Annotated in this window: 14 protein-coding genes; 7 read left to right on the plus strand and 7 right to left on the minus strand. The window is 48.2% G+C overall.

Annotated elements, in window-relative coordinates; all coding sequences use genetic code 11:
- Window positions 1-170 precede the first annotated feature (170 nt).
- A complete protein-coding gene (locus DXZ20_RS35965; RefSeq protein ID WP_163703239.1) occupies window positions 171-1,631 on the plus strand; it encodes a glycosyltransferase in 1,461 nt (486 codons plus the stop codon).
- On the opposite strand, the gene DXZ20_RS35970 is transcribed toward DXZ20_RS35965, so the two are convergent.
- The 3 genes from DXZ20_RS35970 to DXZ20_RS35980 all read right to left on the minus strand — a co-directional run bounded on the left by DXZ20_RS35970 (window position 1,628) and on the right by DXZ20_RS35980 (window position 4,550).
- A complete protein-coding gene (locus DXZ20_RS35970; RefSeq protein WP_163703240.1) occupies window positions 1,628-2,257 on the minus strand; it encodes a LysE family transporter in 630 nt (209 codons plus the stop codon). The two genes, DXZ20_RS35965 and DXZ20_RS35970, sit on opposite strands and share 4 nt — an antisense overlap.
- Before the next feature lie 76 nt (window positions 2,258-2,333).
- Window positions 2,334-3,539, minus strand: a complete 1,206-nt coding sequence (locus tag DXZ20_RS35975; protein WP_163703241.1) for a hypothetical protein — start codon at window positions 3,537-3,539, stop codon at window positions 2,334-2,336.
- A gap of 75 nt (window positions 3,540-3,614) precedes the next feature.
- Window positions 3,615-4,550 carry an IS5 family transposase gene (locus tag DXZ20_RS35980; RefSeq protein WP_163696824.1) on the minus strand — a complete coding sequence of 312 codons (936 nt, stop codon included), beginning with the start codon at window positions 4,548-4,550 and terminating at the stop codon, window positions 3,615-3,617.
- Between the two features lie 1,060 nt (window positions 4,551-5,610).
- On the opposite strand from DXZ20_RS35980, the gene DXZ20_RS35985 reads away from it, so the two are divergent.
- A complete protein-coding gene (locus DXZ20_RS35985) occupies window positions 5,611-6,366 on the plus strand; it encodes a PEP-CTERM sorting domain-containing protein (RefSeq protein WP_163703242.1) in 756 nt (251 codons plus the stop codon).
- Window positions 6,367-6,662: 296 nt separating this feature from the next.
- Here DXZ20_RS35985 and DXZ20_RS35990 read toward each other — a convergent pair whose 3' ends face one another.
- From DXZ20_RS35990 to DXZ20_RS36000, 3 genes are all read right to left on the minus strand, one after another.
- Entirely contained in the window at window positions 6,663-10,493 is a 3,831-nt protein-coding gene (locus DXZ20_RS35990) for a CHAT domain-containing protein (protein WP_163703243.1), read from the minus strand.
- Window positions 10,494-10,628: 135 nt separating this feature from the next.
- Window positions 10,629-11,642, minus strand: a complete 1,014-nt coding sequence (locus tag DXZ20_RS35995; protein WP_006514935.1) for an SDR family NAD(P)-dependent oxidoreductase — start codon at window positions 11,640-11,642, stop codon at window positions 10,629-10,631.
- Window positions 11,643-12,009: 367 nt separating this feature from the next.
- Window positions 12,010-13,623, minus strand: a complete 1,614-nt coding sequence (locus DXZ20_RS36000) for a cation:proton antiporter (protein WP_250566046.1) — start codon at window positions 13,621-13,623, stop codon at window positions 12,010-12,012.
- 335 nt (window positions 13,624-13,958) lie between these two features.
- Here DXZ20_RS36000 and DXZ20_RS36005 point away from each other — a divergent pair, with 335 nt between their 5' ends.
- The 4 genes from DXZ20_RS36005 to DXZ20_RS36020 all read left to right on the plus strand — a co-directional run bounded on the left by DXZ20_RS36005 (window position 13,959) and on the right by DXZ20_RS36020 (window position 20,418).
- Window positions 13,959-16,829, plus strand: a complete 2,871-nt coding sequence (locus DXZ20_RS36005; protein WP_163703244.1) for a DUF4347 domain-containing protein — start codon at window positions 13,959-13,961, stop codon at window positions 16,827-16,829.
- Between the two features lie 104 nt (window positions 16,830-16,933).
- Window positions 16,934-18,355: an HlyD family secretion protein gene (locus DXZ20_RS36010; RefSeq protein WP_163703245.1), complete on the plus strand. Its 1,422-nt coding sequence runs from the start codon at window positions 16,934-16,936 to the stop codon at window positions 18,353-18,355.
- 37 nt (window positions 18,356-18,392) lie between these two features.
- Complete coding sequence (locus tag DXZ20_RS36015; protein WP_250566260.1) at window positions 18,393-19,622, plus strand: ABC transporter permease; 1,230 nt, start codon at window positions 18,393-18,395, stop codon at window positions 19,620-19,622.
- A 112-nt stretch (window positions 19,623-19,734) separates the two neighbouring features.
- The gene (locus tag DXZ20_RS36020) at window positions 19,735-20,418 is read left to right on the plus strand and encodes an ABC transporter ATP-binding protein (protein WP_284681707.1); all 684 of its coding nucleotides are present in this window, start codon (window positions 19,735-19,737) and stop codon (window positions 20,416-20,418) included.
- Window positions 20,419-20,759: 341 nt separating this feature from the next.
- Here the strand turns inward: DXZ20_RS36020 and DXZ20_RS36025 are convergent, their stop codons facing one another.
- Window positions 20,760-21,662: an ROK family protein gene (locus DXZ20_RS36025; protein WP_163703247.1), complete on the minus strand. Its 903-nt coding sequence runs from the start codon at window positions 21,660-21,662 to the stop codon at window positions 20,760-20,762.
- Window positions 21,663-21,997: 335 nt separating this feature from the next.
- Between DXZ20_RS36025 and DXZ20_RS36030 the strand changes: the two genes are divergently transcribed.
- Window positions 21,998-22,963, plus strand: a complete 966-nt coding sequence (locus DXZ20_RS36030; protein ID WP_250566047.1) for a pentapeptide repeat-containing protein — start codon at window positions 21,998-22,000, stop codon at window positions 22,961-22,963.
- Window positions 22,964-23,059 lie beyond the last annotated feature (96 nt).

Here is a 23,059-nt window from a genome sequence, read left to right on the forward strand (position 1 = left end):
TCAGCTTTGCCAGGCCCTAATGGATTTTTTGCGCAATCGGAGAATTTTTAGATAGATTTATTGCCTTAAATCAGCAACCGCTAAGCTTTTTCCCAGCCTATTCATAATTTCGTTGACTATAATGCCTCTGCTGGCAGCTTAGCCCGCCTAACAACATCAGTATTAAATACATGAGCCTGTCTGACATTGTCACCAATGCCTATGACTTAATCCTATGCATCATTGCCCTTTATAGCTTCCACAGGCTACTAATTATCTGGCGGTTCTACCATTATCGACATCAAGCATCGCAGCCGCAGCAGTATTACACCGACGCCACGCTACCAAAAGTCACCGTCCAACTGCCCATCTTTAATGAAATGTATGTGGTGGAGCGACTACTAAAAGCTGTTGGTGAGCTGAACTATCCGATCGACAAATTAGAAATCCAGGTGCTTGACGACTCAACGGATGAAACTCAAGAGGTCTGTCAGCAACAGGTAGAGCAGCTCAGACAACAGAATCTGGATATTCATCATATCCATCGCCAGCAGCGGCAAGGCTTTAAAGCAGGAGCCCTAGCCCATGGTTTAAACCTGGCAAAGGGGGAACTTGTCGCCATTTTTGACGCTGACTTTGTTCCACCACCAGACACATTGCTCAAAATGGTGCACTATTTTTCAGCCCCCCAGGTGGGCATGGTGCAGGCTCGCTGGGGGCATCTAAACCGTGGCTATTCTCAGCTAACGGAATTACAGGCGCTGATGTTAGACGGACACTTTGTAGCCGAGCAAACCTCTCGCAGCCGCACAGGCTGTTTTTTTAACTTTAATGGCACCGCTGGCATTTGGCGGATCAATGCCATTAAAGATGCAGGCGGTTGGCAACATTCTACGGTTACCGAAGATTTAGATCTGTCTTATCGAGCTCAAATGCAAGGGTGGCGGTGTATCTACTTACCAGATATCAGGGTACCTGCAGAGTTACCCATGGAGATGAATTCATTTAAATCCCAGCAGTTTCGCTGGGCTAAGGGATCTAGCCAGGTGGCAAAGCTGCTATTGCCGTCTCTTTTACGGGCTGACTTCCCGGCCCATATTAAATGGGAGGCCTTCTTTCATTTGACCAACAACTTCAACTATCTGTTGATGTTGCTGATGCTTCTACTCTCTTTGCCATATCAGCTCTATGTTATGCCTTACCGTTGGCAGTATGCCATATTCTTCTACGTACCACTGTCTTTAGTAACCTGCATTAGCTTAGTCAGCTTTTATTTAATCTCCTTACAACAGCCCAGGAAAACAGTGTTTTCCTGGGATATATTACGGAACCTGTTTTTACTAATGGGCGTAGGCATTGGCCTTAGCATCAATCAATCCCTGGCTGTGTGTGATGGTCTATTGCGTAACAATAGGGATTTTATCCGCACACCCAAACATGGTGTAATTGGCAAAAAGGAAAGCTGGATCGACAAGAAGTATCGAGCGGCTAAAAATTGGGTGCCCTATTTAGAGCTGGCGATGATGGTGTATTTGGTGCTGACGATTGCGATCGCATTCACCAACCACCACTACTTCTCACTTCCTTTCTTGGTGCTATTTCTGACAGGCTATGTCTACACATTCAGCCTGAGCGTGTTTCAAACTCGTTAGTCGCTAAGCTTAGTCACCGCCAGCCGTAGCCCTAACAAAATTAATAACGCTCCCGTTACCCGCTCTAACCAGTGAGATACATCCATTAACAGCTGTTTTACCCATCGCTGAGAAATTAATAATGCTAGTAAAGAGAACCAAACAAGGGATTGTAATGCCACGGTGCCACCATAAAGAGCCTGGGCTGCGAATGGTGTTTCTGGCTGCACAATTTGAGTGAATAGGGCTAAGAAAAACAGTGTAGCTTTGGGGTTTAGTAAATTGCCAAACAACCCCAATCGAAAAGCAGCAAATGCACTGACAATCCGTCGATTATCTTGTAGAGATTCGGTTCTGACAGGTTTGGCCTGTAGAGATTTGATGCCCAGGTAAATTAGATACCCAGCCCCCAGCAGCTTGAGCCCATTGAATAACAAAATGGATTGGGAAATCAGCGCGCCAATGCCAACCAAACAGTATGTGGCGTGAATAGTATTCCCCAAACCAATACCCACTGCCGTATACACGCCAGCTCGCCGCGAATAGGCTAAGCTACTCCGCAATGTCAGCGCAAAATCGGGTCCAGGGGTGATAACAGCCACCAAACCCATAATAAATACCGTTAACCATCCAGCCCAAAATGTCATAAGTCTAGCCTAAATCTCATCAGATATAGCTTAGGCCAGAGCAACTGCGTTTGCAGAGTAAATCAACACCAACTGCCTAGTCAATAGATTGTATATCAAAGACCCCGAAGTCATTTAGGGCCTCGTACTGGGCATCTGATAAAAATATATATCCAGAGAGGGTATCGTATTGGTCTTTCAACTGATAGAACCTTCCCTCTAAATTTTCCCTAGCAGTAGTCGTTGCGACAAATAAAACGATGTCCGAAATTGACGCCCATTCATTATCTGCCTGGAAGGATTTGCTATAGCGATTACCATTCACATCAAATGAATACCGTTCAGTTTGAGACACCTCATCATAGACAAGCTCAAAATTAGAAGGCTGAAACGCTCCGCGTGAGATGTCTGCTAAGGCTAGCGTTAGTTCTTGATATAGCCCATCACCTTCACCCGACAGACTAAAAATGTTGTAAATCACATCATCAAACACACTGAGAATTTGACCACTGTGCGTAACATAGTTTTGAGCCAGACGGCCTTTACCAAGCGCGATTTGTTCATCATTCAAATGGCTTAGAACACCAGTTGTTTCTAGCGAGTCTACTATTTTGCCAACGACTTCACTACGTAAACCAGGTTGCTCACTGTATAAACTACTGTCGCTAAAGGCAATGTGGTTTCTGTCAAAGAAATTCGCTTTTTGGTCTTCGGTGAGAGCAATAAATCCTAGCCGATTGTCATTAGACTCAAGCGTTCTTACATCTGTAAATACCCTTGGGTCGAATGATGGACCAATCGTATAGAGGCGATAGGGAGAGTTTTGATCACGTAAAACCTGATTAAAGAAGGCAGACAATTCTTCAAAGTAGATATCATAGTCACCTTTTATCTCTTCGAGCAGAGCATACACACCAGCCTGTTGATAGGTACGATTGATAAACTTAACTGAGATCGCTAGCTCGCAGTGAAATCGGCAATCGTCGGCCCACAACGGTACCACGTCATCTAGTTCCTCTTTAATGTCTTCGCCGTCCACTGAAACCAAAGTCCCATGGGCAATAAAAGGGCCAGACACACTAAAGTAGCTGGCTCCTTCAACTGCGTCTACTACTTGAAAGGTACCGAAATCGTTCTCTAGGATATCTACCCCGTTCAGCATTTGGGCAACATCCTCATAGACTCGCGGCAAATACAGCTGAGGATGGGCAGGGTATTCATCCATATTCAACAGAGTTGCTTGGTCGATATAGTTAAAGAACTCAATCTCACTAGTGATTTGTTCTGTTTCTAATGCAGCCAAAAGATTTGTTTGAGACTCAGGGGCTTTGGTGCGTGAATATTCTGTCAGACAGATCAGTCCTTTAGGAGGTCGATCTTAGCCTTCAACAGGGTAGCTGTCCGGCATCCCCAAGTGAGTGAACTGGTTGATAATTGAACATTCCAACAGTAATTCTGTCGTTTGATTCTCAATACATCGTGCAGACACGTCACCTGTGAAAATGGTTTTGAGTCGATACATCATGGTTTCACTCAAAGACCGTCGATGATAGTTAATCTCTTCTTTCCAGGTAGACCGTCCCTTTTTGCGAATAGCTCGTAGGTTTTCGTCGCGCGGATGAGGGTCCCCCTTGCGATTGCCATGGAACCAAATTTTGGCATCCTTCCGGGGAGGAATGGCTGCGGTTGCTTCGCGCTCATCAATGGCATCGTAGCAATAGGTGCGGTCGTAGGCCCCATCGGCACTCACTTGGTCAATATCGTCTGGAATTTGGTCCAATAGATCTGGCAACACCTCGCCATCACTCATTGAATTTGAGGTGACGACGGCAGCCAGAATCTCTCCGGTGTGCTCATCGACCCCCAAATGTAGTTTGAGCCAGGTACGACGTTTACTCACCCCGTGCTGACGGGTTTTCCATTCCCCTTCTCCATACACTTTAATACCCGTACTATCGACCACCACATGACGACCACCGGATGCAGGCTTAGTCGGTACGTCAATCGTTAGCGTCTTTTGGCGACGCGACAGGGTTGTATGCACCGGTAACTCGACCGATACTCCCATCAGCTCGAAGATAGACCCCGCAAAGCCAATTGTTTGACGTAAGGCCAGCCCATAAATCACTTTGAAGGTCAATAACGTTTGAATGGCTAAGTCACTGTACTCCTTGGAGGCTCCAGGTTTCTCTGTCTTTTGAGTGGTTTTCCACCCGGCAATCACCTCATCACTCAGCCATAAGGTCAGACTTCCTCGCTTCACCAAGGCGGCGTTATACTCAGACCAGTTGCGGAGTTTGTAGGGGCGTTTCATCGGTACCGTGTTTGTGTGGTAACTGCACTTTACCGGCTTCTATGGCTCCGCAGCTACCTTATTCACGCACCAAAGCCCTTTTGAACTCCTAAGGCAAATCCAGAATATGCTTCCCAATAGATCGTTTGTTTATCGACACTAACTGGCTCAAACAACTGATTTCTCATATTAAACCAATCAAATTTCTCAAAATGTATTGTGTGGCTTCTAATCAAAGACTGACTGAATATCTCATCAATCACTTCCAAAGTAATAACGCAATCATCAAAATATAGTCTGTCGGGTAAAGCGATAGGTTTTATCTATAGCCTACCCCTCCTCCCCTCAGAACCGTGCATACAGCTTGCACTGTACAAAGCTTAATCAAAATCGATACTTCAGTGATGCTTCACTACCTATTTACATGGTTTTGCCAAAGGCACCAAAGCTAACAGACACGGTCGCGAATGGATCAGCTCCATGGACATTGATGACACTCAATGGATTGCTGAACCAGCAGCGCACATCACCAAGAATCTATCCAGGAAAATGCTTACACTGCTAGATCAGAATTTTCAGGGTGGTAGAGGCGAGCGACAAAGGCTGGTGGTGGGTTGGGATGGTGGGGTACGATCTCACTGAACTGCTACCGGATAAGCACTTAGGTGTAGTGGGTAAGGCGGTGGGTTGAGGGAGCTTTGCGATCTCCCAACTCCACAATCAATTGAATTTCACCTTGAAGGACCATGATGCATATCAGAAAAGCTTAGAGCAGTTGGTCAGGGATTTGAAGGCGTCTTTGGCAGCTAAGGGATGATGTGTATGCTTCCTAAAATGGCCAGCAAACCGCCAATGTCAATTTTTGGTGAAGATTAAACCACACAACCCTCTAGAGAAATCGTGAATCTCCTGATGTCTACAGTTAGAAGATCACACTACGATGGGTATAAATATCGGCAATCAAAATATCCCCACGTAAGGTAGGGATGACTATAGATACGCTCCCACATCTATGTCATCCCTTGAGTTAATGGCGTCTTTATTTATGTTTCAGTCGTTAGGCACTTGGAGATTTTATAATATGCGTAACAGCTTTAGGCTGCTTCTGGGCTGCCCAATCATTGCAATACTAGTCGGAACAGGTAATGCTCAGGCAGGAACAATCATACTAGATGACTTTTCAGTCACACAAGATGTTGGACTTCTAGATATTTCTGGGTTTATACCCTCTAGCAGTCAGACTGGTCCTAGTAGCAGTATTTTAGGTGAATTTCGGGATCTAGAAGCATTAGGAAATGCAGACAATTTTCTGGAAACCCGCTTAAGAGTAGATAATGGTGCACTCAGTTTTAGTAATAATGTAGGCACTCTTGGAGCTGGGTTAATTGTTTGGGATGGTAATGACAATCCGACTACAGTTGATTCAACAGGCTTAGGTGGGATTGACATTACCCAAAGTGGGGGTATGGGCCTAGACGGGATTTTTCTAGATATTCTCTCCGCTGATCTTGCTGGCTTAGAGCTTGCGTTTACAGTCTATGACACCAATAACAATACCTCAAGCCTTGCCCAGCTGTTTGACACACCTGTTTCCAGCTCCTCTCCCTTAACCGCAGGATTCCTCTTTTCTGACTTTGTTGGCAATGCTGATTTCACCAATGTGGGTGCCATTGAGCTAGCGATTGCCGGTCCTGAAGAAATCGATGCTACCATTGATTTGATTGAGATTGGCCCATCTGAATCAGCTGATGTACCAGAGCCCACGGTCTCTCTCTTTGCCTTAGTAGGAATCTCTATGCTTGGCGGCAACTCCCTTAAGCGCAAGACTCAGCAATAACCGTCAATCATTGCCCAGTCGAATCTTTTGCAAGAATGACGCGATCGGGACCCTATTGTATTGGGTGTCTCGTAGGTGAATGAATATTGGTAAAGCCACCTCTGGTGCTCAATGCTTCAGGGGTGGCTTTGCTTTGTGACAGATGGGAATGCAGAATATTGATAATGAAACAAATACAGTAGCCCTCGACCAGTTCAGCGAGGCGCGCGATCGGGGGGTGGGGATCCCATTATTGAAGCCACATTTAAGCCATGGATTTTTCGAAGCTTGAAAAGCATTGTTAATCAAGGCATTTCTTACCAGGGACTGCCAATGGTGGTGAAAGAGGCCCAAAAATAGGGGTGAGAAAAGAGGCGACTGTCGATGCTGGCGATGTCATCTGGCAACGACAGGGTCCCGCCTGACCAACTTAGCTCACCGTTTTCTACGGTAATGTCGCCGTTGAGCATGGCTAACTGTGCCTGGCGTAGGGCTTCGGCCTTGATAGGCTCGGTTTGTAGGCTGGTATAAAACTGGGTCATTAGCCCTGCGGTGCCGACATCGTCCACTTTCCAAAGACTGGCGATGGCTGTTTTCACACCAGCTTGTACGGCTAGACCAGCAAAACCTAGTTCAGCTTCTTCATTGCCCAGGGCGGTGCGGCAGGCGCTCAGGACCATCAGCTCTACAGCCGGGTTGTTTAGGCCCAGGGAGCGTACCTGATCCAGGGTGAGTCGCTGATCCCAAAATTGGATGTAGGAATTGTCGAGACTGCCTGTTTTGAACTCACCATGGGTGGCTAAGTGCACGATACCGTAAGGTTTACGGGCTCGATTGGCTACCAATGAATCGGGGGTAAAGGTTTCATTAATAACAAAATCACCGGGCCACAGTTGTTCGGCAATGGTGCTGAGCTCAATGGGGACTGCCGGCAGTTCAGGCTGATCGGCAAATTTGGCAGCTCCCATGGCTAAGACTTCGGCTTTGCGTACATCTACATAGCGTAGATCGGTGAGGCTAACGCTGGGCATCAGACCCACACTATAGCGTTCGATCAGAAACTGTTCCCCATCATGGAGGGCGGATACGGGCAGCGATCGCAACCCCGGCGGCATCACAAAGGCTAGATTGGTAATCCCCCGGCGGGTTAATGCCTCTTCCAGGGGCTCAATTATCCACCTATGGAGCTGTTGAGCTGAGCTAAGATAGGTGCGTGTCCGTACCCGACCAGGGTTGACAACATGATTGCGGAAGCGGTCAGCGGTTTTCTGGACTTCTTCCTGTGGGACTGGCAGCGTTCTTAAAATGGGTGGGCCATCGGGGGTGATGACCACCAGCTCTAGCACATCAGTAGACTGGATTTCCTGATCTGCCTTTGGCAATACGTCAGAATAATTACCCGTCGAGTCCGCTGGGACAAAAGAAATATAGATAATGGCTGGAGGTTTGCCCGTTTTCTCGGCAATGAGGGATAGCTCCATCTGCACCTGGGGCAGATTGGGCACGGTCAATTCGTCTGTTTCTAAGTTGAGATACTCTCGAAATTCGTCGGTATAGTTGTTCTCATTGCGCAAAATCGCTTGCTGTACCCCAGACAGCAGCTGGGGATCCACAGCAATTAAGGTCCCTGGATCATCTTCCTTAAATACATCGGGGCCAGGACGGTCAGTCTTGCAGTCCACGGTACAGGCATCGACTTCCGGGAAATTGTCCCGGTCAGGTTCCTCAGTTTCTGGGTCTGGATCGGGGTCCGGGTCCGGATCGGGGTCCGGGTCCGGCGGCGGCTCGACTGGAGCCTCTCCCGTTAAAATGGCAATGGCTCCTACTTGTACATCTTCTAAAAATGACTGAGTTGGCTGTAGCTCACTATCTCTGGCAACGATGGCTCCAGCTGTACCATTCACCTCAGCATTACCAATGACAAAGGGGGTAACCCCGTTGCCGCCATGGGTGATTGTAACTTGGCCTGCACGACTCCGAACGCTACTCTCAATCGTTTCTCCTTCGCCTTCTCCACCTTCGTCAAAAAAGATACCTGATGCCCTAAACAATTCAGGTGTTGTAACGGTGACATTGTTGTTGGCGATCAAAGCATCAACTTGAATATCGTTGTCACTCAGTAGGGTCAGCCGATCGTTGACGTCGAGAAGCGTTGAGATGGAGATACCAACAGCGTTGTCTGTACTGTTCCCCGTAATCTCTAAAGACCCATTAAGAACATTCAGATCACCATCTATTAACACGCCGACATCACTGGCACTCTCACCTGTGATGAAGACACCGTCACCGGTTCGAATAGATGAGTTGTCTCTTAATTGCACGCCATTGTCAGTACCAGAGATGCCTTCAAGGGTCACTGACCCACCTGAGAAGACTACTTCAGAAAACAGATCAACGGTTGAAATGCTAGTATTGCTATCTAAAGTAATAGCCGATGAATCTGCTCCAGCCAGGTTTGTGCTGTTGGCCTCGATAACAAGGTCGCCCCCCGCCGTGTTGATTTCGGTAAAGAGCCCGGCTGCCGCATTAGGACTACTGACCACAACTTGACCATTGCCGGTATTGTCAGTGTCTGCTAGCAAATTAACATCAATGGGAGCACCAAAGGATAAGGGCGCAATACTAGCGTTGATAAAAATGCTGCCAGCCGCTTCTAGGTTGAGGGCGTTGGTCTGTCCACTTTCATTGGAAAAGTTGTCAAACAATAAATCACTGAGCAGCGTAATATTGCCTGCTTCGTTTCCTTCAGTGCCGGTTGTTACGGTGACGTCGCCATTTCTCAGAGCATTAACTAGCAGGTTGACGTTTAATCGGGCTGGGGAAGATAACGGACTAAAGGCCTCACCTTCACTAAATTCGGTGGTGGGAAAATCTCCAATCTCCACATTGAAGGGGTCAATCAGCCAAAGTCCCGCTTGCCCTGCGGGTGCTGATACATCGGGGGTATAGTTACCCAGGGTCAACCCTTGACGACCGCTAGTTTCAATCAGGCCGCCATTCCCCCCATTAGGCCCCCCCAACGCTAAAAACTGCCCCAGGGCATTGGTTGTCTGATCGCTCCAGATAATAATTTCACCACCATCGCCATTGACGGTGGCGCTGGCATCCAAGACGGAGTCGGCACTAACGTAGGTGATCTGGGCATTGGGCAATGGTCCCCGTCCTTTATAGCTGCCGCCAATGCGAATAGCCCCACCACCATCGGGTCCGCTGACATTGAGAAGACTGTTGACGATGCCGATGGTGTCGCCTAGTACGGTAATATCGTCGGCATTAACAGTGCCGTTAACAATCGTTGTCCCCAGTGTATTGCCTGATGTATTAGAAATGGCCAGATCAGGAGAACTCACCAGGCGAACGTTGCCATCGGTGTCTAGTTCTAAACTATTGGCGACATCACCAGCGCCCGTTAATAGCTCGGGCAGGGTGAGGGGTGAGAATAAGCCATCGTCGCTGGGGGCAATGTCATAGCTAAGGATGGACCCATCTGGATTGAGGCGAATCAGCTGTGCTCCAGGGACAGATGCGATCGCAACCTCTCCAGCCGACACAGTGCCCGTGGAGATGACGGTGCCACCTGCCAAGGTGAGCGTGCCGTTTTCCCCCAGGTTGAGATCCGCTGCGTTAATCACAGAGCCAGGGGTACTAAACCGAAATACCAGACCCACAGGACCGCCCACTAAGCTGGCATAGTCAGGGGTACCCAAGACATCAAAGGTAGCGTCAGCAAAAGCTAAACCATCAGCGGTTGAGATGCTTAAATCACTGGGGAGCGCCAGCGTAGCATTTTCGCCAAAAATAACCCCCGCAGGATTTAGCAAAAAGAGATTGGCCGTACTACCAGTAATTGCTAGCTGACCGTTGATAACAGATGCATTCCCCCCGTTAATTCCCCCAATGATATTCACGACATTGGGTTGGGTAATAAAGTTGGCGGCTTCTGCGGCGGTTAACCCAAATTGCTCAAAGCTATGAAATAGGTTCTCTCCATCGTTAGAGGCAGTTCCTCCGGTGATTTGGTACTCACCGTCTACATTGGTAACAGCTGTACCAGCTCCATTAGGCACAATAGACTGAGCCCAAACATGGCTCTCCCCCATCAACAGACTACCGATGATGAGGGCTGCACAAGTTTTGGTATGTGCCATAGTTCACGCCTCCAGCTAGGCCATCTCACACCATGACAATCTTCGGCGCACTCCGGGATTTTACCGGAATGTCCCTGGTCAACTATATGAGGGCCTTGTGAACTTACGTGGTATCAATGTGAGGAACAAGGCTTTTTATACGTCACGCAGGTACCCATTTTGTTGATACCACTGAACCGTGTCGTTGATGGTTTCTTTAAATGGGCGATAGGACGTCTTTAGACCTTTAGCAGCTTTGCTAGCATCAAACCACTGTCTCGACAGCATTATTCTGATCATATCCCCTGGAATAAAGGGCTTTTGGCCTTTAAGGCGTCCCAGGAGGTTTTCTATAAATGCCCAGATACGGACGGCAAACCGAGGTAGTTTTTTCTGCGGTACAGGCTGTCCACTGATTTCAGATAGGTTGCTCATAATTTCATTGACCGAGTAATATCCCCCGGTCACCAAATAGCGTTCATTGGGTTGTCCTGAGTAGACAGCCGACAGCATGGACATGGCTACATCACGGGCATCCACAATGGGAAAGCCACCACTGGGAATCAGTGAAGCCTTACCTTTCAAGTAATTAAGGATAAAGCGCCCCATTTCTGTCGGTGCGGCATCGTACGGCCCCATCATGCCAGCGGGCAAAATCAGCACAACCGGCAAATCATGGGTCTTCAAAAAGTTAGAAATGGCTTCTTCAGCCAGTAGCTTACTCTTAAAATAAGGGTTCTTATGGTTAAACTCCTGGAATGGTGTTGATTCATTACTGGGAGCGCCACCCCGAATAATGCCGACACAGCCGCAGGCACTGCTGACATATATCACCTTGGAGACGCCTGCTTTATCAGCCGCCTCAAGCAGTTTGATGGTTGCATCTACATTAATGGCTTTGAGCTGCTTCCAATGATCGCCATAATCGAAGGATTCTCGAAAATATGAGGCTGTATGGAAGACGACATCACATCCCTGTAGGTAATGGGAAAATTCATCAACTGCCTGCATATCTCCTTGGATCACCTTCAGACTAGGGTGCTCATCCAGGACCTTACTGGCCTTAGTTAGCTCGCGTGTTAACGCAATAACCTCAAACCCCTGGCTCAATAATAATTTTGTCAGGTTGCTCCCAAGCAGACCGGTACTGCCAGTTACAAACGCTTTCATAAAAACTCCTATATCTGGATAAACTGGCTGGATATTGAATAATGCCCTTCTGGAGCAGGGATTACCGAAGTGACTAGATGTTTCAAGTCTAGGCGGTATCTGTTTAAAGCACGGGTATGGCGCAAATCCCTAGCCAATAATTTTCACGATTCTATTCACCAGAACCATATACAAAGTTCACGACTCATGATCCGTTTCACTATAAATTTATTGCTTTACTCAATTTAATTATTGGGGGGCAGTATACATAATTACAGATGGCACCGTAGGTAAATGGTTCCTAGAAATGTATAGCATCCATTCCCTGGAACGAATCTACGCCATTTGTCGTTTGAACTCCTGCCACAATTCAGTAATGCCTATCATTCTATTCGGTCAAAACATCTTGGAGTAATGGTGCTAATTCATCCTTAAGTTGCCCAGCCCGAATTAACTCTGCATAGGTATCTGATTCAATGGCCAATAGCTCCTCCTTTACTTGTTCCGCTGCAAATGTCTGTAATTCAGGATGCTTTGTTTGCATCTTTTTCATTTCTTCTTGCAGTTTTTTTACTTGCCCTTCCACTAGGGCTAATTGATAACGGCCAAATTCGTTATCAACTTCTTGTCGTTCCATCAGTTCTTTGATGCGGCTAATGACTCGGTTTAGGGCTACTCGTCGGGCCACCCCTTGCATATACTCTTGCCGTAGGGGCTGATCTCCTAACAGGTTAAGGGCTTCTAACAGAGGCTTTGTTGTTAACCCCTGCACCAACAGCGTGAATAGCATGACCCCAAAAACAATCGAGATAATCTCTTCTCGCTCGACGAGTATGGTGGGTACACTCAGGGCCAATGCTACTGATACGGAGCCCCGTAACCCGCCCCACCAGAGGACTGTTTGATCCTGCCAACTAATGTCTGTGTTGTCGGGGGTAACCATATTGCTAAAAAAGCTCAGACCAAACACGCTGATTAAACGAGCTAAGAGCATGCATGCGATCGCAATCAAAATCGAGTCTAAGTAATTGCCCAGACTGCTGAACTGGACCTGATCACCGATCAGTAAAAATACGATTGAATTAACGAAAAATGCCAAAAACTCCCAAAATTCTGAAACGACCAATCGGGTGCGGGGGTTCATGCCGATACGTGAGCCAAAATTGCCTAAAATCAATGCGGTGGTCACTACTGCAATGACGCCAGACCCCCCCAATTCCTCAGCAATGATGTAGGTACCATAGGCCGATACCAGGGTTAACGACTGCTCGACCAAAGGCAGGTCAAAACGTTGAGTTAAAAACGAAATGCCAAACCCAATTAAGGCTCCGGTACTCACGGCAATACCGGTGAATACCAAAAACTGAGCAATCGTAACGGATAGATCAAATTGCTCTATACCCAGGGCAATACCCAACACAAGATTGAAGGCAACAACAGCCACACCATCATTAAAGAGACTTTCTCCCTCCATCAGTGTGGTGAGTCGTTTATTAACCCCTAACTCTCTAAATAAAGCAACCACCGAAACCGGATCTGTTGCCGATAAGCTTGCTCCTACCAGTAACGCCGTTGCCAACGAGGCCCCTGCGAAGTTGATCAATCCCCAAAGTAGTGCGCCGATGCAGATGACCACACCAATAACGGCATAGAGCACAATGGGTACCCAGTCGCGCTTGAGGTTTTCCCATTTAATATTCCAGGCCGCTTCAAACAGGAGTGGCGGCAGGAAAATAAATAAAATTAGCTCAGGGGACAGGTTAACCAGGCGCACATTAAGGACCGCCAACCCTAAACCGACCAGCAACAGCAGTAGGGTGTAGGGAATATTCCGCAGCCAACTGACTACCCGCGACAGTGTAGCCACCCCTAAAGATACTGAGAGCACCAGTAAAAACTGGCGTAGATTCTCTTCGATGGCTTCATTTTCAGTTACCAGGTCTACAGCGGTAGCAGCAGTGGCCAAAACACTGTGCACAGGCAAAGCGCTATCTAAGAACATGGTGAACGAGTCCCGTTGATCAGGCTACATCATATAGCAAATAGCCTGATACATCAGGAAAATCAGCCGATTGGCATATTGAACGAATTTTTACCTGTATTCAGCACAAGATCCAGGCCTTTGGTCTCGCTCAGAACGAAATTTTGTGGGGCTCGTAAAGGCCCATGAATCTTTAATGTTGGTTTGCTTAGCACATGATTCAGGATGCTGACGACTGTTGTGATCACTGGACATCTTGATAAGGAAAACATCGTTCTTTTAGGTGCCCCAGTGAACCCAGCCTAAACCTATATTTCTCCTTAAATTTATCGCCTTCAGTTTGTAAAAAAGCCCCTATGACCTCCTCTCTGCCTAACGCCAAGTCTGATAACCGTCAGCCCATGGGGCAGCAGGTCCCCATGGATGAGACATCGATTGTCATTTTTGACAGTCGTGTGGATGACCTGTCACTGTTGCTAACTGGTCTGCGACCCGGTGTTAGCGCCCACGTACTTGACCCAGACCGTGATGGCATTGAGCAGATCAGTGAGCTGATATGTCAGCGGCCAACGGCAGCGCTCACCCTGGTGGCCCACGGTGCTCCCGGCGAGCTACAGCTGGGTGCAGACAAACTGGAGCTAAGCAATCTGGGCCAGTATGCTCGATATCTCCAAGGCTGGTTTAGAAATGCGGATGCTTCACGGCTAACCCTATTAGCGTGTCAGGTGGCTGCAGGCGACGCTGGTATGGAGTTTGTCAGCAAACTGGCTGCATTAACGGGCGCTGTTGTCACTGCCTCAGCCAAGACAGTGGGCAATGGGCAATGGCCGCCTGTTGCTGCACAAACCTTCCAGCAACAGGTGTTTGACACCTATGCAGCTACCCTGGTGCTCACATTTCAGCAAGATATTAAAGATGGTGACATTGGCGATGGCGATCCAAACCTGAATAGACTCTTTGGTACATCTGGAGTAACCGTCAGCCCCGATGGTACCCAGGTGTTTGTCACCAGTGCAGTTGATGCTTCACTGACCGTATTTAATCTGGACGCGTTTGGCAATCTGAACTTTAGCCAGGTTATCCGAGATAGCTTTGAGGTGGAGGAACTGTTTGGCGCTTTTGGGGTAACGGTAAGTCCCGATGGCAGTCAAGTCTTTGTTGCCAGCACTGGAGACCATTCCTTAATGGTGTTTAGCCGTGATGGTGATGGCAATCTCACGGAGCAGCAACTGTTGAAGGATGGTCGTGACAATATCAATACCTTGGAAGGGGCCATCGATGTAGCGGTTAGCCCGGATGGTAGCCAAGTCTTTGTGGTCAGCTTAGTGGACTCTGCCATTACCGTATTTGACCGCGACGAGACTGGTAATCTGACGTTTCGCCAAGCCATTGCCGACGGTATTGGGGGAGCGGCTGAACTGTTTGGAGCGTCAGGTGTGGCCATTAGTCCAGACGGCAGTCAGGTTTTTGTTACCAGTCGAGATGATGCTGCCATTACTGTTTTTAATCGAGATGCGTCTGGTAATTTGACCTTTCGCCAAGCGATTAAGGATGGTCAAAACGGTGCCGAACAGCTATTTGGGGCCTCAGGTGTAGTCGTCAGCCCTGATGGTAATCAGGTGTATGTTACCAGTGCTGTGGACGCCGCCATCACTGTCTTTGATCGCAATGCCGACGGCACCCTGAGCTTTGCGCAAGTGGTCACTGATGGTGACAATGGTGCTGAATTATTTGGTGGCACCCAGGGAACTGGTATTCCTGGTGTTAGCGGGTTTACGGGTGTTACCATCAGCCCCGATGGACGGCAGGTATTTGTCACTAGTTATGGTGACAATGCCATAACAATTTTTGACCGTGACACCAATGGCCGCTTAACGGTCAATCAAGTGATTCAGGATCAAGATGGTGTGAATGGTGCTGATGAATTAGCAGGCGCTATTGGCGTTGCTGTTAGTCCTGACAATCAGCAAGTCTTTGTGGTGAGTGCGGCTGATTCTGCCTTGACAGCGTTTGATCGAGACCTGGCTCCAAATTTGCTGAGCATTGTACGCCAAACGCCAGCTACGCCAGTAACTAATGCAGATAGTCTGGTGTTTCGTGTCACCTTTAGTGAGAGCATTCAAAATATTACGGCTGCTGACTTTAATGTTACGGGTGGCTCTACAGCGACAGTCACAGGTATTACGGCTATTAGCGCCACAGCCTATGACATTACTGTTTCTGGTGGGAATCTTGCCAACTTTAACGGTACTGTTGGGCTAGATCTCTCGGCTAGTCAAGATATTACCGACCCCATTGGCAATGCATTGCCTACCACTGAGCCTGAGACCGATGAGACGTACACTCTAACTAATGACACAACAACACCCAATAATCCTCCGCTGTTGACGCCGGTATCAGGTTTAGAAATTACTGGACTGGGCAGTGACAATACTATACGCCTGCATGTGGACAAGGTGAATATCTCTGAGGTGGGTGAGATTCGGATCTTTGATGTAGAGGGTACCAACCGTACCCAAATAAGCAGCTTTTTTCTGCTGGAAGGTGGCCAATTGCCTGAAGCCTACATGCCTGCCTTTAGTATTGATGCGAACCGAGTGAACGAGGGACAGTTGTTAGAGTTTCAGTTAGTGGTCAATGGTACAACCCATCTGGCAACAGCAACAACAATCACCGCTACGGAAGTTTCTCTCGATTTTGGTGAAGGCACCCAATTCACGGTGGAAACATTCACCCAAACCGCAACAACAAATCTGTTAGTCAATGATGCCGCTGCCATTGATCTCACTGGCCAAACAGGGTTAGTCAACGTTGACTTTTCGATCTATCGTGAAGCAGCGATGGATAATATGGTGGGTTTTTATGCTACTGACTTAATTGATGGCGGTATTCGCGACACGTTAACCAGCAATATTCTGCGACCGGGAGAGGCTGGATATAAAGAAGCGGCTTTAGCTAATCGTTTGGACGTGGAACTTACCAGTGAGAATGGCCAGGCAAGTATGTTCTCTGTAGAGATTACCGCTGGTGGGTTCTTAGGAATCTTCTTAGTGGCGGGTGGCGGTTATCCAACAACAAACGACGTTTACTTTAGCCATGCTGGGGCGAATGAAAGCAGTAATGACCATGCCAGACTACTAGGAGATAACACCTTTGGCTTTGAAGACTTGAGCGGTCTGGGTGATCGGGACTTTAACGATATGGTGGTGGAGTTTACGGTCATTTAGTTGGATAGATCACGTGACCATCGACATGGTTCAATGGTGACCTTTGATAGATTGCAAATAGACTTAGGCCTAATAACGTAGGGGTATAAATCAGAGCTACTCCCATGAGTTTGCAATTGCCCCAATCCTCTGAGTGTATTTCTCTCCCTCAGGTAGAAACCACTTTCAAGCATCCAGCGAAACATCGCCTCGCCCAAAGTGCCGCAGGCCTCCTCATATTCAGCTTGCTCACAGGGGGTAGTTATCTGCTCTATCGACAGTTTGTGCTGGTACCAAAGCAGCAGGAACAGACGCAAACGCAGACAGTGACCGTTGAAACCGCGACGCTCCCAATTACAGTGGTGGCCAACGGAACTGTTGAGCCTGAGCAACTGACCAATGTCAGCCCTAAAACCTCAGAACGTCTGGAACAAGTGACTGTTGCTGAGGGTGACGCGGTAGAAATAGGCCAAGTTTTAGCCTATATGGATGATTCTGATCTCCAGGGGCAACTGATGCAGGCCCAGGGACAGCTCGCCTCGGCCCAAGCGAATTTGGCTATGCTCGTCGCTGGTAACCGTCCCCAAGAGATTGCCCAGGCCGAGGCTACCCTGACCAGTGCCGAAGCCAACTTAAATCAGGCGAAAGAAGAGCTACGCCGCTATGAGTCCCTTTACACCCAGGGAGCAATCTCTGCGCAAGAAACAACGAGCTACCGAACGGCTCGCGACACGGCTCAGGCCGAGGTAAGAAGTGCGCAGCAGGCGCTGAATCTCAGTCAGATAGGCAGTCGTCAAGAAGAGATCGCGCAGGCGGAAGCAGCCGTGATACAAGCAGAAGGCGCTTTGTCCACGATCAAGACTCAGATTGAAGATACGGTGATTCGGGCTCCTTTTAGCGGGATTGTCACTGCCCGTTATGCTGACCCAGGAGATTTTGTTTCTCCATCAACTGCCGCCAGCGAAACATCGTCATCATCGTCGTCATCGATTCTCTCTTTAGCCTTTAATTATCAGGTTGTTGCTAATGTAGCAGAGACTGATATTGCTCAGATTCAAACCGGGCAACTGGCTCAGATTCAAGCCGATGCCTACCCAGATCGACGGTTTGAAGGGACTGTAGTCCAAGTCGCAGAGCAGGCAACGGTCAGTTCTAATGTGACCAGTTTTGAGGTGCGGGTCAATCTTTCCGAAGCAGCGCAGTCACAGCTACAGCCTGGAATGAATGTAGATATTGAATTTCAAGCCGGTGAATTGACTGATGTAATGGTGGTGCCAACCGTTGCCGTTGTGAGAGAAGAGCAGGGAGAAGGTGTGCTGGTGCTGACAGCAGAGGGGGTGCCTCGATTTCAGCCGATTGAAACTGGATTAACAGTCGATGAGCAAACGGAGGTGATTGCAGGACTTTCGGGGAATGAAAAAATTGTGTTGAGTGCGGCTCAGGGATTACCTGAAAATCGACAAAATCGGGGCGGTCCACCTTTGATACCGGGGGGAGGCTCTGGTGATGGCCCTAGCGTTACGCCGAGAGGAGGTCCTGGTGGTTAAGATTCAAGCACGTTTAACCTACCTGCCATCAATTTCTATGGCGGAAATCTTGGCAATAGCGATCGCAGCTCTCTGGAGCAACAAATTGCGCACGGCCTTAACCATGTTAGGTGTCATCATCGGCATCACCGCCGTAATTGCGGTCACCTCCGTAGGGCAAGGGGTGCAGTCTGCTACAGAAGCAAATTTACAGGGGCTGGGCGCAGATCTTTTGCAGGTGCGGGCCGGGGCTGCAAATACCGGCAACGTCAGCCAGGGTAGTGGCAGTGCCACCACGCTCACCTGGAGCGATGCCCAGGCGATTGAGTCCCAGGTGTTATCTGCTGGAACGGTGACGGCCTATCTGCAGCAAACGACTCAAGTGGTTTATGCCCAAAATAATATGTCTACAACCGTCTTGGGCACGGATACAAATTATGCAGAGGTGAATAACATTACACTGCAGTCGGGACGTTTTTTCACCCTAGATGAACTGACAGCCGCTCAGCCAGTGGCGATATTGGGGCCAACGGTGGAGGATGAATTATTTGATAGCGGTACTGCTATTGGCAAAAACATTCGCATTCAAGGACAGCGGTATAGCGTGATTGGGATTGCCAATGAGAAGGGGGCCCAGGGTCGAGAGAATCCTGACGAACAGATCTATGTGCCGCTTACCAATATGTCCGCTCGGTTGGTTGGCAACAACGCCCTGAGCGGGATTGCCGTTCAGGGTATTTCGATCAAAGTGACTGAGCAAGACCAGTTAGAAGCGGCTGATTTCCAGATTACAAACTTGTTGCGAGTGCGTCATAACATTTATCCCGCCAGGGGGGATGAAGATGATTTTCGGATTGTGAGTGCTGCTGATTTGGTGGAGACACTGACCAGCACGGTGGGTTTGTTTACGATTATGGTGGTTGCGATCGCAGCTATTTCCCTGGTCGTAGGCGGCATCGGCATTGCTAATATTATGCTGGTATCGGTGGTAGAGCGCACCCGAGAGATCGGCATTCGTAAAGCAGTCGGGGCGACAAATCAGGCGATTTTGAGTCAGTTTTTGACAGAGGCAATCTCAATTTCGGCTGTCGGTGGAGGCTTAGGCGTGGGGCTGGGGGTAGCGATTGCCTGGATCGCCGCCACACTATTTGACTTTCCCTTTGTAATTTCTCTCTGGGCGATTGTTTTAGGGGTGGGTCTTTCTTTTATGATCGGGATCGTAGCCGGTGTGATTCCCGCCCGCAGTGCTGCGAAATTAGACCCGATTATTGCCTTAAGAAGTGATTAGAAAAGAATTTTATCAGGTCCAAAAAGTAATGCTGGAGAGACGTTCCATGGAACATCTGTACGTCCAATAGTAGAGCTTAAAATTTTGTTCTCTTAGTAAAATAGTGACCACTATGGCCGCCATGATTTGGATGGAAGACATCCGCAAAACCTATCAGTTGGGTGAAGTGAATGTCCCCGTACTCAAGGGGATTGATCTGACCATTGAAGAAGGTGATTATGTCTCGATTATGGGAGCCTCAGGTTCCGGGAAATCTACCCTGATGAATATTATCGGCTGTCTGGATCGTCCGTCTGCTGGCCACTATGTTCTAGAAGGACAAAACTTGACCACGCTAAGCAACGAAGGTCTGGCCTATATTCGCAATCAGCGCATTGGCTTTGTATTCCAGCAGTTTAATCTGCTGTCTCGCTCAACCGCATTAGAAAATGTCATGCTGCCGATGGTTTATGCAGGGGTGAGTCGTCGTCAGCGGCGAAAACAAGCAGAATTAGCGTTAGTTCGAGTGGGATTGGGCGATCGCATGGGTAATCGACCCAGCCAACTCTCTGGGGGACAACAGCAGCGGGTTGCGATCGCACGCGCCCTCGTCAATCGACCAGCATTGGTCCTGGCTGACGAACCCACGGGTGCACTCGATACCCAAACGTCTTACGAAGTAATGACGCTCCTTAGCGAACTCAACAGCCAGGGAATTACCGTCATCATTGTGACCCATGAACCCGATATCGCCGCACAAACCCATCGTATTATTCATGTGCAAGATGGTCTGCTTCAAAGAGAACAAGAAAACTAGCTTCTTTGGGATTTTACAAAATTGTAACCACTTTGTTGTTTGGGACAGGGCCTCCTAGAAGGACCTACCGTGTATACATAAGTCGGAGAGATGGCTCTAGATTTCGAGCCCTCATCCCCCAACCCCTTACTCCCTGAGGGAGAAGGGGGGTCTAGTCTCAAAGTCCTTCGCCCCCAGGGAGAAGGATTTAGGATGAGGGCCAATTCAAGGCTATGTCTACCTTTTGGGACATTATCTTCTAGATGTGTATACACAGTAGCCTAGAAGGACACCCCTCACATCCAATCATTAGTGCTCATAAGAAAGATTCGCCTGCTGGTGTACAAAGTATCATCGACACGCTAGCTGGATACTTTGGCCGCCTGCTGGGCAAGGACAAATGCACCCACGATACCCGCTTTGCCACCGAGCTTTGGCGGAACGATGTAGGCATCAATGTCATTCATAATCCTTGGCACTTTGAGATAGGCACTCATCTGTTGACGCACTTGCAAACGGATCAGCGGAAACAGCTGCATTTGCTCCATCACACCTCCACCCAGGATGATCCGCTCCGGTGAGAACATGAGCATAAAGTTAACCAAGCCCACCGCCAAATAGTGGGCTTCTAGTGCCCAGGCTGGGTGGTCAATCGGAAGCGATGCCGCCTTCTGTTGCCAACGTTTTTCAATGGCAAGTCCAGAGGCCAATCCTTCTAAACAATCTTGGTGAAACGGGCAAGCTCCCGGAAACGGATCGGCAGATAGATCGTGGGGAATCCGAATATGACCCATTTCAGGATGCAGCAACCCGTGCACCAGTTGACCATTGACGACTGCGCCACCGCCAATGCCTGTCCCTACGGTTAAATACAAAAAAGTCTCAAATCCTTGACCATTGCCCCAATGGTACTCACCTAACGCCGCCGCATTAACATCTGTGTCAAACCCAATCGGGGTTGACAACTCACGCGTTAGAACCCCGGCCAACTCGATCTGTTGCCAGCCTAGCTTGGGGGTATCGAGAAACCAGCCAAATGTAGGTGAATCAGTATGGATATCAACCGGACCAAACGCGCCAATTCCAATTGCTGTTAACGGTCCAAGTTGTGATATTTGTTGACGAAAAAAATCGATCACTTGAGCAATAGTCTCTGCTGGAGTTGTCGTTGGAATCCGCATCTCTGCTCGCAGATCGTCAGGACTCGTTCCCACTGCACAGACAAACTTGGTACCGCCCGCCTCGATTGCTCCAAAAAGTGACATTGCCGTTTCCTTTTGAAAATACGCTCACTATATAACTAGCTGTTCAGCGTTGAGTGACTAGTACCCGATGGCAGAAATATCGAGCCCCTGGGACTTTACTGGCAGCTTCCAAGGGTACGACCTGATTTCAATGTGACACTTGATGAATAGATATCGCTCTACGCCTATAGTTTCGACTATTTCAATTCAAACCATATCCGTATCAGATATAAGTTCTGTGAATATGGGTGTTACTACGCAAATTTGCTAGCTAAAATCCGGGGATACGGAATCCGCTTAGCGGGCTGACCTACGCGTTAGCCTCTACATAGCTGTAGCTACCGCCAGCAAATCAAATGGAAAACCCTGAAACTCTCAAGCTAAATCCTGTCAATGCAGTTCATTCGCAGCCACAGGCCAACTATGGAACCAAAAAGGTTATTGTTATCGAAGGAACTGAGAATATCAGCCTGATAAGCGCTTCATTAACTCAAAACCTGATCGTTGGTGGTCATCTGGATAGAGATCCAATGAATACATCGTTTGCGACCGATAGTGAGCATATGGGTGTTTTACTGTCTGGAGCCCAGGTAAGTGCATCCACATTTATTGGCCACTATCCTGGCCTAAACGCTGATGCCCTGGATGATAACCACCCAACGGTCATCAATAACAGCCGTTTTGTTCTAGTAGAAGGACGAGGATATAAATTTCAGACTGTTATCCCCATTAAGCAACCGATAACGGAATATCAACCAACCGCTGTTGGTAAAGGGGCAAATTTGAGTCGAGCCAACTTTAAGCAAGCCGACTTAACAGGGACTGACTTTACCGGTTGCAATTTAGAAGGTGCTAACTTTACAGCAGCGAATTTAAAGGACTGTAAATTTACTGGCGCGAATTTAACCAAGTCCAGTTTCAACGGTGCTGACTTGTCAAACGCTATCCTTACAGGAGCCAATTTATCTGGTGTCGATTTTAGTTCTACAGTGACGTCTGAGGCAACGGACTTTAGCCATGCCTACTTAGTGGGTGCGCGGTTCTATTGCTTGGGTGGTGAAAAATTTGCCTATTTAGGTTGTTTTCACGGTGCGATCTTTGCTGATGGAGAGCGGAGAATAGAAGTAGCAAATGCTGACTTTAGCAGGCTTTCTAATCTAGTTAATGGGCAATTTGCTTGTTTCTATAAATCTGATGTCGTCTTACCGGCAAATGTGGAATCCATTTCTACCAACAGATTTGTTGAGGCAAGAGAAGCTGCACCTAGCATTAACGAAGCAGCAGCTTCAACGCCTGCTGCTTCCTGGGGCGATGGATATTAAGGGGATTTGAGCCCTTTCTTTGCCCTAACCAACCCTATATCGCTTGTCATCGCCAATGCTGTTTTCTGTGTGCACCAAGCTATAGTTTCAATCTAG

This window comes from Adonisia turfae CCMR0081, from assembly GCF_011009555.1.
Lineage (GTDB): Bacteria > Cyanobacteriota > Cyanobacteriia > Phormidesmidales > Phormidesmidaceae > Leptothoe > Leptothoe turfae.